Origin of the sequence: Mesorhizobium sp. M1A.F.Ca.IN.022.06.1.1 (assembly GCF_003952605.1) — a bacterium.
Taxonomy (GTDB): Bacteria; Pseudomonadota; Alphaproteobacteria; order Rhizobiales; family Rhizobiaceae; genus Mesorhizobium.
Genome location: NZ_CP034455.1, coordinates 2,620,379 through 2,635,510 on the forward strand (window position 1 = coordinate 2,620,379; position 15,132 = coordinate 2,635,510).

Below are 15,132 nucleotides of genomic sequence, written 5' to 3' on the forward strand. Positions count from 1 at the left end.
TCCTGTCTGTGGCGCGGGCTTCTAGCAGCGCATTTTGGGCGTGTCGACAGTTTCGGGCAGACTGGCACCGCCGAACAGCGTAGTCGATGTGGCCTGACAGGAACCTTAGGCCGTTCAGGTTCGCTCGCGATGACGGTCCTGGCGGCCCAACCGGGTAGCTAAACGTATCTCCGCCCCCTCGATGCCGATGTCGCGCAGCAGATAGTCCGGCAATTCGTACAGCGTGGCCCGACCCCTGCGATTTCGCAGGATGCGCGCAAGCACGCCTCCGCCGGAACGGCAGATTTCGAAGATCGCAACGAGGAACCGTCCGAGCGCGGAGTGGTTGGCCGCAAGCTCCTGTCCAAGGATGGTCATGGTTTATCCTCCTCTGTTGGAATGATGAAATCGGGAGGGCCAGACTGGCCCTCCCGAAGGTTTGGCCGACAGAAGATCAGGATCGATCGTGCTCGCAGCTGGCCTGCAGGCACTTCACGATCGGTCGCCCCGTCAGGCGGCGGCGTATGCCGTCGTCGGATCGAACAGGCGCTTCACCTGCGTGATCTTGGTGGCCGGGAAGCCGCTCATCTTGGCGTGGCGCTGAATGATCGCCTCGTCCTTGGCGAGGTAGACGCAGAAGGTCTTGTCATCCGCGACGAAGGATTCGACCCACTGAATGTCCGGGCCGAGCTCGGCGAGAACGGCGTTCGAGGCCTTGGAGGCGTCGCGAAGCTGCTCGCGCTCGAAGGTGCCGACCTTGGGAATTTCACGTTCGATGATGTATTTCTGCATTTCGCAATCTCCTTGATCTTGGGTTCAAATGCCTCCGGACGCTCGACCAGATTCGATGCCGGTGACATTCCCGGGGCCGCTGAGCTAAACTGCAGCATGGCTCGCCGGGCAGACGGAGAATTGCGCAAGAGGCGGCCGACAGTCCTTACGCCGTCCTTATCTTCTTCCGATCCTTTGCCTACTGCCGTTACAGGATTGCTGCCGATGGGAACTTATTGCTTCGGCGACTTCGAGCTTAACGAGGACGCTCGCGCCCTCCGTCTCGCCGGAAGCGAGATCGAGGTGCAGCCCCTGGTCTTCGATTTCCTCGCCATGCTGCTGCGGCACCGGGACCGGGCCATGAGCAAAGACGAATTGCTTGAAACGCTATGGCCGGGCGTGACGGTGACGGAAGCTTCGTTGCAGCGCGTGGCTAGCCTTGCCCGCGGCGTTCTTCGCCAGGGCGGCATGGAAACGGCGCTGCGCAACCTGCCCCGCTTCGGCTACCGGATTTGCCTCGACCTGCCGCCCATTTCGGCGAACGGGCCGGCCGGCGCGGGCGGCAAGCTTTCGAGCCCCGGTTCACCGGTTCTATCGGCACGCGAAGCTGTTGCTGTCAGAAAATGGCACGAGGCCGCGGCCTGCTTCACCGAAGCGGATGCCGCTGGCGAGCTGCTGACGGCCGATCTCGAGGAATGGGCACTTGCGCTGGAGTGCATGGGGCGCCCGGCTGAAGCCATCCCGCTTCTGGCGCGCGCGGTGACTGCCTACGGCGTGGCCGGCGAGCGCTTGCGAGCGGCGTCCCCGGCAGTCGGCCTGGCCAGGGTTCATCTGGAGAGAGGGGAACTTGCCGTCGCCAAGGGCTGGCACAAGCGGGCGGCACAGCTGATCGATGGCGCAACCGACAGCAGGGAGCACGGCCTGTGGTGCTGGATGGGCGCGCGCATCATGGGCGCGGAAGCCGAGCCGGAGCAGGCGCTTGCGCTTGCCGAACAGGCTTTCGCGGTTGGCAGAGATCTCGAAGATCCGGTCGTGGAGTCGCTTGGGCTGATCTACCGCGGCTTTTTCAAGCTCTGCCTCGGTGAAACCAAATCCGGCCAGGAGGATCAGGATTTCGCCGCCGCGCTCGGCCTCTCCAGCGACGTGGACCCGGTCGTCGGCGGCATTCTATACTGCAACATACTTTGGGCCTGCCGGAATTTTGGCGACTGGGCGAGGGCCAACCAATGGACCCTCGGCTATGAGGACTGGTGCAGGGGACATGGGCTTGAGGATCTGTCGGGCTCTTGCCGGCTGCATCGCGCCGAAGTGCTCGGCGTTCACGGCACGCTGAAGGAGGCTGAGGCGCTGGTACGCGCCGCGCTCGACCAGCTCGCCGTCGACGCCCCCTGGGCGACGGGCGATGCGCTGCGTGTCTTGGGTGACATTCATCTGGCCGCCGGAGATCTCACCGAGGCGGAAACAGCCTATCGGGCGTCCCATGCCGCCGGCTGGGATCCGCAGCCCGGCCTGGCGCTGCTGCAGCTGGAGCAAGGCCAGGCCGAGGCCGCCTTCAGCGCTCTCGAGCGCTCCCTGGTCGGAAACGGCTGGCCGACGCTGCAGCGGCGAGGCATGGTCCTTGCCACTCTCGCCAAGGTGGCGGCGCGCACCAATCGTCTCGAGCGCGCAAAAGAAGTTATCACCGAGCTGGAGAGCCAGCCGCAGCGCTGGCCGATGGCCTCCATCCGGGCGCTGTCCGCCGAGGCCAAGGCTGAACTTTTCATACGGGAAGACCGCCCCACCGAGGCTGTTCGGGAGTTGCAGACTGCATGCTCGCGCTGGAGCGAGGTCGGCTCGCCGGTCAATGTCGCCGATGCCAGGCTTGCGCTCGCGGCGCTGCTCATCCAGCTCGGCGATCGTGCCGGCGCGGAGCTGGAGCTCGGCACAGCGTTGGCGGTAGCGAAGAAGGTCGACTCTTCACGGCTCATGCGGCTCTGCGAAGAGATGACGGGCCTGCTTGCCGGCGCGCAGCAGATAGCGATGGGCGGCGCGTAGCCGCTTCTCGCTTGAGGTCTGGCCGGCGCGATGGCATGACGGGGAAATCTCCTCTGAAGGTCATGGCATGAGCAGCGCAAAACAAGTCATCGTCATCGGCGCCGGCATCATCGGCGCATCGATCGCCTGGCATCTGGCGAAGGCTGGAGCGAGGGTGACGGTCGTCTCGACAAGCGGCGCCGGCGGCGTCGCGACGCCCAATTCCTTCGCCTGGATCAACGCAAGCTGGGGCAATCCGGAGACCTATTTCCGGCTGCGCATCCGGGCGATGAACGAGTGGAAACGCTTGGCGAATGATCTGCCGGGCCTGCCGCTTGCCTGGTGCGGCGGCCTGTGCTGGGACCTGCCGGCGGACAAGCTCAAAGCCTATGCGGCCGAGCATGCGTCCTGGGGCTACGGCATCGAGCGGGTCGGCCGCGAGCAGGCGGCGCGGATCGAGCCCAACCTGACCGAGCTTCCCGATTTTGCGCTTCATGTCGCCGAGGAAGGCGTGGCCGAGCCGGTGGCGACCGCAACGGCGCTGCTGGCGGACGCCGAACGGCGCGGCGCGCGGCTTATTACCGGGACTGTCGATAGACTGACTCTATCCGGCGGCAGGCTCACCGGCGTCGTCGTTGCGGGTGAAACCATCGCCGCCGACGAGGTGGTGATCGCCGCCGGCGCCGGCGCCCCGGCGATCGCCGCGACGGCAGGCGTCCAGTTGCCGATCAAGACGCCGCCCGGTCTGATCGTGCATTCGCGACCCTACAGGAAGCTCCTCAACGGCCTGGTGCTGGCCGAGAGGCTGCATATGCGGCAGACGGCCGATGGCCGGATCATCGCCGGCTCGGATTTTGGCGGCGGCGATCCGGGCGAGAACCCGGAGGCAACCGCGCTTGAGCTTTTCGAAGCGGTGAAAGCGATGCTGCGCGGCGCCGACGGGCTGGAGTACGATTTCCACACAGTCGGCTATCGTCCTACTCCGATCGATGGTTTCCCAATTGTTAGCCGCGCCGACGGCGTAGGCGGCGTCTATGCCGCCGTCACCCATTCCGGCATCACGCTGGCACCCGCCATCGGCCTGTTTGCGGCCCGCGAAATCGTCGATGGCGAGCGCGATCCATTGCTCGCGCCTTATGCGCTGTCGCGCTTCGCTCAGTAGCCCGGCGGCCGGCGAAACCCGTCGGTCAGCGGCGCGATCGCCGCAGCGACGCCGAGCAGTCTCGCCTCCGACCAGCGCTTGCCGACCAGTTGCAGGCCGATGGGCAACCCGTTGCTGTCCTGCCCGCCTGGTATCGCCAGCGCCGGATGGCCGGAATAATTGAAGACCGCGCCATAGGCCGGCAGCATCCAATAGCTCTCGTCCTTGCCGTCGACCTTCAGCGGGCTGCCTGGCTTGCAGTGCGGAAAGGCCGTTGTCATGGCGACCGGGCAAAGCAAGGCATCACAGCTTTCGAAGAACCGCTCCCAAGCAAGAATCGACCGGTCGCGGCGAGCGAGCGCCGCGAACCAGCGCGACACCGGCGCAGGCTGTTCCGGCGGTTCCGGTTGCGCTGCCTCCAGCATCATGCCGATCAACTTGCCGCCCTCGGTGAGATCATCATGCAGGTCGAGCTTCGGCAGTTTGGCTTCCTCGACGTGCGCGCCGGCGGAAGCCAGCCTAGCAGCCAATCTCTCGACCGCGGCGCCGATCTCGGCGGCCACCGGAAAGCCGCGGAAGGTGCCGGCGAAGGCGATGCGCAGCGATTTCAGCTCGAGCCTCGGTATGGGATCAACCGGCACCGGCGCCAGATCGGTATCGCCGCCGTCCGGACCGGCAATGATCCGGTAAATCAGCGCCAGGTCCTCCAGATTGCGAGCAATCGGCCCAACACAGGACATCAAGCGGACGCTGCGCGGAATGCCGCCCGGATCGGGAAAAGCGCCGGCCAGCGAGACGCGATGCTCGGTCGGCTTCAGGCCGTAGACGCCGCAAAAGGCGGCGGGCAAGCGGATGGAATTCTGCATGTCGGTGCCGACCTCGAAGGGCATCATGCCCGTCGCGACCGCAGCCGCAGCGCCGCCGCTGGAGCCGCCCGCTGTGCGCGACGGATCCCAAGGGTTGCCGGTGCGGCCGAACAGCGGATTGTCAGATTGCCAGTCGCCCAGCATGGTGGCGACATTGGTTTTGCCGACCAGCACGCCGCCGGCTCTCTTTAGCCTGGCAACCACAGGGCTGTCCTGCTTGGGAACGTTGTCGGCAAATGGCGGGAAGCCGACCGTCGTCTTCATGCCAGCGGTCTCGTGCGCATCCTTCAGCGTGAACGGCACGCCGTGCAGCGGGCCGAGCGCGGCGCTGCGGGCCAGTGCCGCATCGGCTTCTCGGGCACGCTGAAGCGCGCCTTCCCGATCGAGGAGGACGACGGCGTTCAGAGCTTCGTTATGCCGGTCGATCTGCGCCAGATGCGCGTCGAGCGCCTCCACGGCCGAGATTCTCCGGCGGGCAATTGCTGCCGCGAGTTCGGTAGTCGAGGAAAATCCGATGTCCATGGTGCTGCACTCCGGCTGCTTGCCGCGCTGCGCCTTGAACATGGCGGATGAGACCGCGGCTTCAAGCCGAATTCAGCATTGTTAGGACAGCGGTGCTTGATCGAAATTGCGCCCACCTGTGGTCAGGGCGGCGCTGTCCCGCGACCTTCGCTACGTTTGGAGCTAGACGGCCAACGCGAACTTAGCAACGGTCGGCGCGAACGGCCGGATGTTTGTGCCGTCCCTTGTCATGGTGACAAAGCTCGACGGCGGGATCGCCTGCCATTCGCCGCCGTCGCGGTCGAACGGTTCGGAGACGATGCAGCGGCCGGCGCGGCTCGCGAATGCGCCGGTATAGAGCGTTGGCGCCTGGCCGTCGGTGGCGTAGCGCACGGCGTAGAGCGCCTCGCCATCGGAAAATGCCGCTGTCAGCTTCAGGGAGGGTTCGAGACCGGCGTGGCGCGAAGCCTCGAGAACGCGGCTGGTGGCGCGGGCTACCGCGCCTTGCGGGTCGGCGGACAGCCCTTCGTCGAGCATCAGCAGGAAGAAGAGTTCGGAATCAGTCGTCCCTTCGCGCTGGTCGAAGACAGCATCCGACAGCGAATTTTCAAGCGCGCGGCGGATTTTTTCGAAGCCGCCGATCTGGCCGTTGTGCATGAACGACCAGCGGCCGGAGACGAAGGGATGGCAGTTCATGCGGCTGGTCGCGCCGCCGGTGGAGGCGCGCACATGAGCGAGGAACAGGCCTGATTTGATCTGCCGGCAGAGGCTTTTCAGATTGTGGTCCGACCAGGCCGGCAGGATGTCGCGGTAAAGGCCGGGCTCGGGACGGTCGCCATACCAGGCGAGGCCAAAACCGTCGCCATTGGTCGGCGACTTGGCCTCCTGGGCGCAGTGGCTCTGGGCAATCAGCGAGTGGCAGGGCGAGGTGACGATGTCTTCGAGGAAGACCGCTTCACCGAGATAGGCCGCCCACCGGCACATCGCATTCCACCATTTATCAGGCGCGATCCATCAGAGCCCGAGGCTCCTTCACCGCGTGTGAGCCTCTGTTGTTCGTGCGCTCATAGAGCTCACGGACGATTCGGCTGGCGGTAGTCTCGAACAGAAATGGCAAGAAAGCGTGAACGAGGGCGGCGCCCGCGGCCATCGACAGGCGAGAGCAGAACCAGGCGGCGAAGGCCATATGGCCGAAATAGGTCTCGCCAACCTTGGCCGGGTGAGACGTAAAGAGCGCCGAAAACCGCGTCGTCATGGTGATCCCTCCTGCTGGGATGAGCCCCGATATTGTGTATCTTGCCACGAGTTAAAGGTTCATCGATCCCAAATTGTCCTTGTGTCTAGCCCTATTTTGGGACATTTATCCCAAGAATGGCATATGATATCGACGAAACTGATCGGAGATTGCTGGCCGAACTGCAGCGCGACGGCACGCTTTCCGTCGACCAGTTGTCGGAGCGCGTGGCCTTGTCCCGCAACGCCTGCTGGCGGCGCGTGAAGCGGCTGGAGGAGGAGGGCGTCATTACTGGGCGCGTGGCGCTGGTCGATGCCGACAAGCTTGGACTCGGGCTTTCGGTGTTCATCCTGATCCGCACGTCGAACCACGACCCGGACTGGCTGCAAAAGTTCCGGGCGGCGGTGACGGGCTTTGCGGAGATCACCGGCGTCTACCGCATGTCGGGCGACCTCGACTATGTGCTGAGAGCCCGCGTCGCCGACGTGAAAGCCTATGACAGGCTCTATCAGCGGCTGATCGCCAAGGTGCCGCTGTCGGACGTCTCCGCTTCCTTCGTCATGGAGGAGATCAAGGAGACGACCGTCGTTCCGGTGGAGTTGCGCTGACGCGGAACCGCATTGAAAGAAAGGCGTTGATAGCGTCGCGGCCGGGTTGACCGAATCGGCAGCCGCGCCGATAGGAATGGGCTCATGCGCACGGCTGTCTATCCTTCCTCGGTCATCGGCCCCACCGTCGGTTTCGTCAGGCTTCCGCATGGCGAGGGCTTGCCGCTGCCGACCTATGAAAGCGCGGGCGCGGCCGGGATGGACCTGCGAGCCGCGGTGCCGGAAGACCGGCCGCTGCTTATCCTGCCCGGAAAACGCGGGCTGGTGCCGACCGGGCTGATCGTGGAAATCCCGGAAGGCATGGAAGGCCAGGTGCGGCCGCGCTCCGGCCTCGCCTTCAAACATGGGCTGACCGTGCTCAACACGCCCGGCACCATCGACAGCGATTACCGCGGCGAGGTGAAAGTGCTGCTCGTCAATCTTGGCGATGAGGACTTCGCGGTGACGCGCGGCATGCGGATCGCGCAGATCGTGTTTGCGGCAGTCACGCAGGTGGCCAGCGAAGAACGGGCGCTCGCCGGCGGCACGGCGCGCGGCGCCGGCGGTTTCGGATCGACCGGCACCGCCTAAATGCAAGTCCCAAAACTGGTCATCTTCGATTGCGACGGGGTTCTGGTCGACACCGAGAACCTTGCCAATCGGCGCCTCGCCGACTGGCTTTGTGAAGCGGGCTTTCAAATCACATTCGAATATTGCCGCAAGACCTTCTCGGGCCGCAGCATGGCCTCGGTGCAGAAAGAGATCGAAGAGGCGACCGAGGCCCGGCTCGGCGCCGACTTCGTCGAACGCTGGAACGCCGGCCTGCCGGATCTATTCGCGCATGGCGTCGAGGCGATCCCTCACGTGCGCGATTTCATCGAAAAGGTGCGCGCCGCCGGTATTGCCTATTGCGTCGCCTCGTCGGCGCGGGTTTCGAAGATGCATATCACGCTCGGGCAGACCGGCTTGTTGCCGCTGTTCGAGCACGCCATGTTTTCCTCGACCATGGTCGGGCGCGGCAAGCCGTTCCCGGACCTTTTCCTGCATGCGGCAAAGACGATGGGCTTCGCGCCGGCCGACTGCATCGTCATCGAGGACAGCGTCGCCGGCACCCAGGCCGGCATTGCCGCCGGCATGCGCGTGTTTTCCTATCACGCCGATCTATTCTCGGACCGCGACGGGCTGGCGGAAGCCGGCGGCGTCCTGTTCGACGACATGCGCGACCTCGCAGGACTGGTGCCGATCCTTTGATCGGACACTGGAGCGGTTCCGCTTTCGTCGAATTGCCGACCCGCTCCAGCTACTTGTTTTTACGCAATTCCGGACGGAAAACTGTTTCACATTCTTCCTGGAATTGCTCCGGGCTGTTCGGCGAAATCTTCCGTGCTAGCGTGCAGCCGTCAAACAGCCGGCGGCTCCCACCCCATGAAATTCACCCTGCTTCGCCTCGCCCTCGCTCTTGTGCTTCTGTCATGGCTTTGGGGCCCGGCGAGCGCGGAGAATGTCAGCTTTCCGGACTTTGCCAGCGCCATCCCGGGCCACAAGGACGTCACCTATCTCGACCTCGCCAGGATGGTCATCCCCGATCTGGCGTTGAACGCCGACGGCTTCTACCGCGGCGGCTTGCCGATCGAAATGCGCCACGTCGCCGGTCCGGACAGCGGTGGCTCGCCGCCTGAAACGTCAAGCCTGCCCAATGCTGCGGTGCTTGCCATCAAGGCCGGCGGCAAGGACCGGCTGACCATGCTGTTCGATCTCGGCGACTCTCCCGACAGCGCCGAGGGCTATGCGGTGCTGGCGCTCTACGATCTGACCGGCGGCAAGCCGGCGCTGCTCGACGCGGTCAATGTCGCCGTCGATCGCAGCACCTATTTTCGCGAACCGAACAAACTGTCGGTCGGCGCCGGTGACGATATCCTCATCACCATGAGCACGCATTTCAATTCCAGCCATGGCTATGTGATCACGCCGCTGATCATGGTGCGCAACGACAAGTTCGAACTGATCGACATGATCTACACGTTCGATGAAAGGCTATGCACCTACAGCCGCAAGCAGGACATCGCTTTTAAGGCCGTTGCCGACGGCCGGCCGCATGCAGCCGTCAAGGTGACGGTGACCGACGCCACGATACCAAGCGGCGAAAGCTGCGACGATGAGGCGCCCGAGGCGTCCTCGAAGGACATTTCAGCCATCTATCATTGGGATAAGAAAACGTCGCGCTACGTGGCGGGTTCAGACGCCCTCAAACGGTTGTCAGCAGAGAACGAGAAACGCTTCTGAGCCGAGCGCATTCGTTTGCCCGAGCGGGGCGACCGCGATAAATTCCCGGCACGACCCATGATTGAGGACCCGCCATGGACAAGGGCAAGATTTTTCGCGATCTGCACGCCTCGACCTTCGTCATGCCCAATCCCTGGGATGTCGGCACGACTAAGCTTTTGGCTTCCTTCGGCTTCAAAGCGCTGGCCACGACCAGTGCCGGCTTCGCCTTCTCGCGCGGCCTGCCCGACGGCGCCGTGACGTTCGAGGCCATGATCCACCATTGCCGCGAAGTGACGGCGGCAACCGACCTGCCGGTTTCGGCCGATCTCGAGCGCGGCAAGGGCGACAGCGCCGAGCAGGCGGCAGAAACCATCTTCGCGGCGGAAGCCGCGGGCCTTGCCGGCTGCTCGATCGAGGACCATACGGGCGATCTAGAGTATCCAATCTACGAGTTCTCGCATGCTGTCGAACGCGTCGCCGCGGCCGCCGAGGCGGCGCGCGCCCTGAAGCACGATTTCGTGTTCACCGCGCGGGCCGAGAATTTCCTTTGGGGCAAGACCGATCTCGACGACACGATCAAGCGTCTGCAGGCTTTCGAGAAAGCCGGCGCCGACGTGCTTTATGCGCCGGGCCTGAGCGACATCGACGCGGTGCGGACGGTCTGCTCCGCGGTCAGCAAGCCGGTCAATGTCATGGCGCGGCCCGGCTTCACCGTGGCCGACCTTGCCGCGGCCGGGGTCAAACGCGTCTCGCTCGGGCCATGGCTGACGAATTTCGCCTTTGGCATGCTGGAAACCGCTGCGCGGGAAATCCAGCAGGACGGCACCTTCGGCTTCACCCGTTCGGCGATGCCGTTCGGCAAGCTGCAGGCGCTGTTCCGCGGGGGCGGTACCGAGCAGGATTAGAGCGTTCAGCGTTTCACGGAAACACCGAACCGCTCTATCCCCTTGTTGCGCATTTCCGGACGGAAAACCGCTACGCACTTTTCCTGGAATTGGGCTGGACCGGGTCCCGCGCCGAAACCGCCTTGTGCAGACGCACCATCATGGCGGCGGCAAAGAGCGGGGTCAAAAGGTTGAGCAGCGGCACGGCAAGGAAGGCCGCGATCAGCAGTCCGGCCAGGAATACCGTGCCCGCATACTTCCGGCGCAGCGCCTTGGCTTCAGCCTCGGGGCGGAAGCGCATGGCGGCGAACTCGAAGAATTCGCGACCCAGCAGATATCCGTTGACGATGAAGAAGGCGGCGAGGTTGATGCCTGGCACGAGGAGCAGCAGCAGGGCGACGATGTTGCCGAGGATCACGACGCCAAAGAATTTTAACGCCAGCGCCAGCGACTGCAGCACCGGCACGGCGCGGCCGGGCGGATCGCCGGGATAGTCGGTGCGCTCGACCACCTCGGCGATATCGTCGAGGAACAACCCGGCGACGATTGCCGTCACGGGTGCCACGAGCAGCGCCATGCCCATTGCCAACAGGATGCCGGCGATGATGCCGCTCAGCCATCCTGCCCAGGACGGCAGGCCGGGCACAAATGTCTGCAGCCACGGCCATGCCAGCCATTCGAGCAGGCTCTCGATGCCGAACCACAGCGCCACCAAGGCGAGCAGCGTCAGGCCCAGCGTCTTCAGGAAGACGGAGCGGAATTCAGGTGAGAACAGCCGGCTGGCGGCAGCGCGGGCGGCATCGAGGATCACGGCAGGTCCAAGCCCTTACAGAGGAGCGACGATCCCGAGATAGGCGGGCTTGCTAAGCGGCGCAACTAAGCGCGTCGCGTCGACGCGCCTTAGGTTGTCTCGATGCATGTCGTTCTCCCAAAACCGCCATGCACTTTTGGGCGATATGCATTATTGCGCAAGCTTGGCCTGTCTGGCCGGAATGGTCATCGCCGCGACGCCAACGACGACGAAGCCCATGCCGAACCAGGCGCTCGGCCCGAGGCTTTCGCCCAGAAAGACGGCGCCGATGCCGACGCCGATCGGCACGCGCAGATAGGCCTGCGAGGTGGTGCCGACCGAGCCAAGCGTGTGGATGAGCCGGAAGAAGATCGAAAAGGCGAGCGCGGTGGAGAAGACCGAAAGCCCGAAGAGCGCCAGAATCGACGCCGTCGACGGCGCCAACGTCCAGGGCCGGTCGAAGACGAGGCTCAAGGGAATCAGGATCACGGCGCCGCAGATCATCGAGCCGGCGGCCGGCACCATCGGGTCGAGCCCTCTGAAATTGCGGCCGAAAATGGCGGCGCCGGCATAGCAGACGGTGGCGGCGACGACCGCAATCTGCGCCCAGAGCTGATGGCCGATGCCGCCCAGCGCCTCAGTGCCGACGATGAGGCAAATGCCGGCGATGCCGGCGCCGACGCCGACCAGCTTGCGCAATGTCACCGGCTCGTGGCGGGTGATCAGCGCCGTCAGCAGAAAGGTGAAGATCGGCGACGTCGCGTTGAGGATCGTGGCAAGGGCGGCGTCGATCGAACGTTCGGCGGCGGCGATCAGCGTGAACGGGATGACGCTGTTGAGGCAGGCCTGGAACATGAAGCGGCGCCACATGACCACCTCCCGCGGCATGACAAGGCCGCGCCAGCGGATGAGGCCAAGCAGAATGCCGCCGGCGATCAGCGTGCGCCCGGCGATGAAGGTCACTGGCGGGATCGTCTCGACGCCGATCTTGATGAAGGTGTAGGAGGCACCCCACAGCGCCGCCAGCAGGCCAAGCAGCGCCAGCTCGGTCGTCATCTCGGTCTTATCGGACATGGTGGTTTCGCGCCTTCAGCCTGTTTCGACGGTCCGCGGCTCACACCACGGCTTAGATGTTTCGATGACGCTCCAACCATAGCCGCCGTCGCCTCTAACGATATGGTCCAGTTCGGCGCGACGGCTGCCGCAGCAACCGGCTGGAAGTCGGCGAAGCGGAAACCGGTGCCGATTTTCGGGGTAGGCAAAGCGGCTGCGAGCCGCTAGACCCGCGCGCGGCCGGCGTGGCACAAAGCCGGACAGTCGTTGGCGGAGACATTGATGCCGGAATATGACGTGCTTTGCATCGGCAATGCCATTGTCGACATCATCGCGCAATGCGACGAGGCCTTTCTGGAAACCAACGGCATCATCAAGGGCGCGATGAACCTCATCGACACTAGGCGCGCCGAGCTGCTCTACAGCCGCATGGGACCGGCGATCGAAGCTTCAGGCGGTAGCGCTGGCAACACAGCGGCGGGCGTGGCGAGCTTCGGCGGCCGCGCCGCTTTTTTCGGCAAGGTGTCGAACGATGCGCTCGGCGACATCTACAGCCATGATATCCGCGCCCAGGGCGTGGCCTTCGACACCAAGCCACTGCAAGGCGAGCCGCCGACGGCTCGCTCGATGATCTTCGTCACGCCGGACGGCGAGCGCTCGATGAACACCTATCTCGGCGCCTGCGTCGAGCTGGGGCCGGAGGACGTCGAGGCCGACAAGGCGGCCGGCGCCAAGGTCACCTATTTCGAGGGTTATCTGTGGGATCCGCCGCGCGCCAAGGAAGCGATCCGGCAGACCGCGAGGCTGGCGCATGCGGCGGGGCGCGAAGTGTCGATGACGCTGTCGGATTCCTTCTGTGTCGACCGCTACCGCGACGAGTTCCTCGATCTGATGCGCTCCGGCACGGTCGACATCGTCTTCGCCAACAGCCACGAGATCAAGTCGCTCTACCAGACCGCTTCCTTCGAGGACGCGCTGGTGGCGATACGCAAGGATTGCAAGATCGCCGCCGTCACCCGCTCGGAAAAGGGCTCGGTGATCGTGCGGGGCGACGAGACCGTCACTATCCGCGCGACCACGATCAAGGAACTGGTCGACACGACCGGCGCGGGCGACCTCTATGCCGCCGGTTTCCTCTATGGATACACGACCGGACGCAGCCTCCAGGACTGCGGCGACCTCGGCTCGCTGGCGGCCGGGCTGGTCATCCAGCAGATCGGCCCGCGACCGCGCCAGAATCTGCGCCGCGAAGCGGAACAGGCGGGCCTGCTTTAGTTCCGCCGCGTCATCCCGGTCGGGCGCCAAATGAACCCGGCTGTCGCGCCGCTGTCATAGATCGCTCCTAGAGGCACATTGGGCGTTCTGCGACTGACATTTCAGGACGGCCGCAGCAGTTGGGGTGTCAAAAATGCAAGACAGCAACCTTCACGGTCGCTGCGTCTGTCACCATTGCGATAGCCGCTTTCCGCTGTAGCCGTTCAACGACGGCACAGTTTGGGAGAAGCGCGACGCGCAAGACAGATGCATGACCAGATTTCAGAATCCGCCTGAAGGAACTTCGCAAGACGCCTTGGCCGGACTTGTGGCCGAGGCTGTGCGACAGGCTCTGATGCAGCATGGCGTCCTAATGGAGGCGGAGGCGCTGATCTGCGCCACCGCGATGGCCGGCGGTGTTGCCGCCGCCCTTCCGTTCCTGCCGCAGGCGCAGCGGCTTGCCATCACCTCCTTCAAGGGCAGTTGGACCGGGCTCGCCTCCGAATTCTTCCGCGCGATGGCGGAGAAGATCGCGCGCGCCGAGCCGCGCGACGCAGGCAGCAGGGACGAAAATCCGAAGATCGGGGCCGGCAAGCCCATCGCCCGGCCCTTTGCCGAGCGGGTCTCCGAGCTGCAGTCGATGCTGATCGAAGACTGGGCCGGCGAGGTCGCCGGGTCGACCTATCTGGAAGAGAAGTTCCGTATACCTCGCTCGACGCTGCACCGCTGGCAAAGGCGCGCTGAGGTCGTCGCGCTGCGCAAAGGCGGCCGCAAGCATGTCTTCCCGCTCGCCCAGTTCATCGACGGCAGGCCGGCTCGCGGCATAAGCGAGGTGTTGGCGGCCATCACCAATCCGAGATTGGCCTGGTTCTGGCTCGCTCATCCCTGCCCCGAACTGGATGGCCGCGTCCCCATCGAAATGCTGCGCGAGAGCTCGGCACGTTGAAGACCTACACCGAAACGCGCTTCAACTTCGGTGACAAGAACCTGGTCACCTCCAACGGTGAGGTTGACACCAACCCCGCTGCCAACAAGGCGCCCGACCTGCATTTCGCCTGGATCCAGCTCGGCGGCCTGCGCGTCGGTAAGGACGAAACGCCTTATGACCAGTTCATCGGTTACGCGGGCAATGTCATCCAGGACACGATCATTCCGTACGGCGTCAAGGACACCAACGTCGTCAGCTACTACTTCGATGTGGACGGCGGCTTCTCGGGCGTCATCTCGCTCGAAGAGGGCTCCGGCGTGACCGGCACGATCGACAGCTACGTTCCTCACGTCGTCGGCGGCTTGAAGTACAAGGGCGACTGGGGTGCGATCACCGGCGTCGTCGCCTATGACAGCAATTACGAGGAAGTCGCCGGCAAGGTTCGCTTGGACGTCAATGTCAGCAAGGAACTGACTTTGTTCGTCATGGGCGGCTACGGCACCGACGACAACCTCAATGACAATGCCGGCAACGCCATCGATGCCAGCGGTCGCGGCTTCTACAAGCCGTGGGGCGGCAATTGGGCCGTCTGGGGCGGCGGCACCTACAAGTTCAACGACAAGACGGCGTTCAATCTCCAGGCTTCGGCCGACGACGACAAGAACTACGCTTTGGCGGCGAACGTCGCCTACACCATCGTGCCGGGCTACACGATCACGACCGAAGTCGACTGGAACCACTTCGGCCACTTCTACGACGGCACTCCGTTCGGCAACTGGACCAAGGCCGACAAGAAGGACAGCGTCGGCGGCATCGTCCGCTTCCAGCGCAATTTCTGATCGAAAGCTGCGACCCAAACAGAAAGG

The 15,132-nt window shown here is 64.4% G+C and carries 16 protein-coding genes and 1 pseudogene; 10 read left to right on the forward strand and 7 right to left on the reverse strand.

Features of this window, described 5'->3' with window-relative positions; genetic code table 11:
• Nucleotides 1–114 precede the first annotated feature (114 nt).
• Entirely contained in the window at nucleotides 115–357 is a 243-nt protein-coding gene (locus tag EJ078_RS12415; RefSeq protein WP_127215009.1) for a DUF1127 domain-containing protein, read from the reverse strand.
• Between the two features lie 132 nt (nucleotides 358–489).
• Nucleotides 490–771 carry a DUF4242 domain-containing protein gene (locus EJ078_RS12420; RefSeq protein WP_067003570.1) on the reverse strand — a complete coding sequence of 94 codons (282 nt, stop codon included), beginning with the start codon at nucleotides 769–771 and terminating at the stop codon, nucleotides 490–492.
• A gap of 204 nt (nucleotides 772–975) precedes the next feature.
• Between EJ078_RS12420 and EJ078_RS12425 the strand changes: the two genes are divergently transcribed.
• Nucleotides 976–2,784, forward strand: a complete 1,809-nt coding sequence (locus EJ078_RS12425; RefSeq protein WP_164750405.1) for a winged helix-turn-helix domain-containing protein — start codon at nucleotides 976–978, stop codon at nucleotides 2,782–2,784.
• A gap of 67 nt (nucleotides 2,785–2,851) precedes the next feature.
• A complete protein-coding gene (locus tag EJ078_RS12430; RefSeq protein ID WP_127215007.1) occupies nucleotides 2,852–3,925 on the forward strand; it encodes an FAD-binding oxidoreductase in 1,074 nt (357 codons plus the stop codon).
• Here EJ078_RS12430 and EJ078_RS12435 read toward each other — a convergent pair.
• From EJ078_RS12435 to EJ078_RS12445, 3 genes are all read right to left on the reverse strand, one after another.
• Nucleotides 3,919–5,292, reverse strand: coding sequence for an amidase (locus EJ078_RS12435; protein WP_127215006.1), 1,374 nt, complete (start codon nucleotides 5,290–5,292; stop codon nucleotides 3,919–3,921). The genes EJ078_RS12430 and EJ078_RS12435 overlap by 7 nt on opposite strands.
• 162 nt (nucleotides 5,293–5,454) lie before the next feature.
• A complete protein-coding gene (locus EJ078_RS12440; RefSeq protein ID WP_127215005.1) occupies nucleotides 5,455–6,255 on the reverse strand; it encodes a class II glutamine amidotransferase in 801 nt (266 codons plus the stop codon).
• 16 nt (nucleotides 6,256–6,271) lie between these two features.
• Nucleotides 6,272–6,526: a DUF6356 family protein gene (locus EJ078_RS12445; protein ID WP_067324732.1), complete on the reverse strand. Its 255-nt coding sequence runs from the start codon at nucleotides 6,524–6,526 to the stop codon at nucleotides 6,272–6,274.
• A gap of 116 nt (nucleotides 6,527–6,642) precedes the next feature.
• Here EJ078_RS12445 and EJ078_RS12450 point away from each other — a divergent pair, with 116 nt between their 5' ends.
• The 5 genes from EJ078_RS12450 (at nucleotide 6,643) to EJ078_RS12470 (ending at nucleotide 10,262) form a co-directional block, all read left to right on the forward strand.
• The gene (locus EJ078_RS12450) at nucleotides 6,643–7,113 is read left to right on the forward strand and encodes an Lrp/AsnC family transcriptional regulator (protein WP_067003562.1); all 471 of its coding nucleotides are present in this window, start codon (nucleotides 6,643–6,645) and stop codon (nucleotides 7,111–7,113) included.
• A gap of 84 nt (nucleotides 7,114–7,197) precedes the next feature.
• A complete protein-coding gene (gene dut, locus EJ078_RS12455; RefSeq protein ID WP_127215004.1) occupies nucleotides 7,198–7,683 on the forward strand; it encodes a dUTP diphosphatase in 486 nt (161 codons plus the stop codon).
• Nucleotides 7,684–8,343 carry an HAD family phosphatase gene (locus EJ078_RS12460; RefSeq protein WP_127215003.1) on the forward strand — a complete coding sequence of 220 codons (660 nt, stop codon included), beginning with the start codon at nucleotides 7,684–7,686 and terminating at the stop codon, nucleotides 8,341–8,343.
• 174 nt (nucleotides 8,344–8,517) lie between these two features.
• The gene (locus tag EJ078_RS12465) at nucleotides 8,518–9,375 is read left to right on the forward strand and encodes a hypothetical protein (RefSeq protein WP_127215002.1); all 858 of its coding nucleotides are present in this window, start codon (nucleotides 8,518–8,520) and stop codon (nucleotides 9,373–9,375) included.
• 74 nt (nucleotides 9,376–9,449) lie between these two features.
• Complete coding sequence (locus EJ078_RS12470) at nucleotides 9,450–10,262, forward strand: oxaloacetate decarboxylase (RefSeq protein WP_127215001.1); 813 nt, start codon at nucleotides 9,450–9,452, stop codon at nucleotides 10,260–10,262.
• A gap of 70 nt (nucleotides 10,263–10,332) precedes the next feature.
• Here the strand turns inward: EJ078_RS12470 and EJ078_RS12475 are convergent, their stop codons facing one another.
• Both EJ078_RS12475 and EJ078_RS12480 read right to left on the reverse strand, forming a co-directional pair.
• A complete protein-coding gene (locus EJ078_RS12475) occupies nucleotides 10,333–11,052 on the reverse strand; it encodes a sulfate transporter family protein (RefSeq protein ID WP_127403206.1) in 720 nt (239 codons plus the stop codon).
• A 150-nt stretch (nucleotides 11,053–11,202) separates the two neighbouring features.
• The gene (locus EJ078_RS12480) at nucleotides 11,203–12,105 is read right to left on the reverse strand and encodes an EamA family transporter (RefSeq protein WP_127217390.1); all 903 of its coding nucleotides are present in this window, start codon (nucleotides 12,103–12,105) and stop codon (nucleotides 11,203–11,205) included.
• Nucleotides 12,106–12,366: 261 nt separating this feature from the next.
• On the opposite strand from EJ078_RS12480, the gene EJ078_RS12485 reads away from it, so the two are divergent.
• From EJ078_RS12485 to EJ078_RS12495, 3 genes and pseudogenes are all read left to right on the forward strand, one after another.
• A complete protein-coding gene (locus EJ078_RS12485; protein WP_127217391.1) occupies nucleotides 12,367–13,359 on the forward strand; it encodes an adenosine kinase in 993 nt (330 codons plus the stop codon).
• Nucleotides 13,360–13,609: 250 nt separating this feature from the next.
• Entirely contained in the window at nucleotides 13,610–14,284 is a 675-nt protein-coding gene (locus EJ078_RS12490; protein ID WP_127847053.1) for a hypothetical protein, read from the forward strand.
• Nucleotides 14,269–15,105: pseudogene (locus tag EJ078_RS12495) on the forward strand (porin); the annotation flags it as partial. The gene EJ078_RS12490 and the pseudogene EJ078_RS12495, both read left to right, overlap by 16 nt.
• Nucleotides 15,106–15,132 lie beyond the last annotated feature (27 nt).